Origin of the sequence: Pseudonocardia sp. EV170527-09, from assembly GCF_008369905.1 — a bacterium.
GTDB lineage: Bacteria > Actinomycetota > Actinomycetes > Mycobacteriales > Pseudonocardiaceae > Pseudonocardia.
Genome location: NZ_VRMC01000235.1, coordinates 1 through 1,445 on the forward strand (window position 1 = coordinate 1; position 1,445 = coordinate 1,445).

Here is a 1,445-nt window from a genome sequence, read left to right on the forward strand (position 1 = left end):
CCGCGATCACCGCGTAGTTTGACCGACGAAGGCTCACGAGGTAGCCGTCTTCGTCCACCACGTCAGCGGACGTGACCGCACACCCCGCGACGTCGGTCTGGAACCGGGTCCGGGGTGCTGGCAGGCCGGTCACGATCGTTCCCCCTCGTCGTCGCAGCATGAGCTGGACGCGCCGCGGGGGAGCACGGAGCGACCCGGTCACTCTACGAGCCGACCGCACCCGCCACCTTGCGGCTGCTTAGGGCCGGTGGGTGGCAGGACTAGAGTTTCAGCGTGGCGAGGCCGTCGGACTGTCTCCGCTGGTCAGGGAAAGTCTGAAGAGAGACACACATGCCGGATGATGGAGCGTGGATCTCTGAGGCGAGCGCGAACTCCGAAGAACGGCTCAACAGCGCACTCCGCCAGCTGAACGCTCTACGGTGCACGCCGGCGCCGACCCACGACCAACCGACCGGGCCCGACGGGCCGGCCGGCGGAGGGCAGCTCCCCGAGGCCTCCGCCGGGCTGGCCACCCTGCTCACGCAACTTGCAGCTATCACAGCTGAGCTCGTACGCAGCGATGAAGCGGCTGACGACCCGACCGCCCGGCGTTTGCTGGCGGAGATCAGTGATGGTCTCGATCAGGCTCATCGCGCTGCGTGGACTCTCCTGATGTCCTACCGCACCGAGGACGGCGCCGGGTGGAGAAGCCCCTCCTGAGGACAGGCGCCGTCACAAGCCTGGATCGCTATCTGGGCTGATGGGAACCTTGGGCCATGGCGAAGAAGCAGCGTCGGGTGCGGCAGCCAGATCGGGATGCGCGGCGGCGGGCGAAGCTGAAAGCGCGCGGGGGACGACTGGCGCAGTCGAGCGGTGGCCATCTGGGACCGCTGTTGAGCGATCGCTGGTCCGAGGATCTGGACGGGCTCGACCTGTCGATGCCGGAGTTGGACTGGGAAGCAGAGAAGGCTCACTGCCCGGTGGCCGATCGCTGTGCTGGGTGTGGGGCTGAACACGATCTACAGGTGATGCTTTCGGCGTTCAGCGGCGGTGATATCGCGTGCGTGACGGTGTGCCCACGTTGCGATGGAAAGAGCATGATCCAACTAGCTGATGTTGGGCTCGGTGGTGTGGACGCCCGAGTCGCCGCGCACAGTGCTCACCGTTCTGGCTGACTCCCTCCCAGGGCCCTCCTGGACACCAGCCCGGCCGAGCCGGGCACCGGGGTTAGCCCGGGCCGGTGCCCGAGACCCGCGTGCTGGACCCTGTCGCTGAGCTGATCGCATGCCGCGAGTGCGGGAAGGGGTCGCTGCTGCAGGTTGCGGACCTGTGCGCGGACTGCATCGCCCGGATCGGGACCGCTGCAGATGACGCGGACTACCGTGCCTGTGTCAACGGCGGGTTGGGAGTAACCCCGTAACGACGGATTGGGACTGACCCCCTTGTCGGGTGTTCAGTCGTTGCTG

Annotated in this window: 1 protein-coding gene; it reads left to right on the top strand. The window is 67.3% G+C overall.

Annotated elements, in window-relative coordinates; genetic code table 11:
- The first annotated feature begins 755 nt into the window (after positions 1–755).
- Positions 756–1,154, top strand: a complete 399-nt coding sequence (locus tag FVA95_RS28715) for a hypothetical protein (protein WP_149666894.1) — start codon at positions 756–758, stop codon at positions 1,152–1,154.
- The last annotated feature ends 291 nt before the right edge of the window (positions 1,155–1,445 follow it).

Excerpts from the sequence above, each read along its gene's own strand:
- FVA95_RS28715 (WP_149666894.1), top strand. The coding sequence starts at position 756 with ATGGCGAAGAAGCAGCGTCGGGTGCGGCAGCCAGATCGGGATGCGCGG.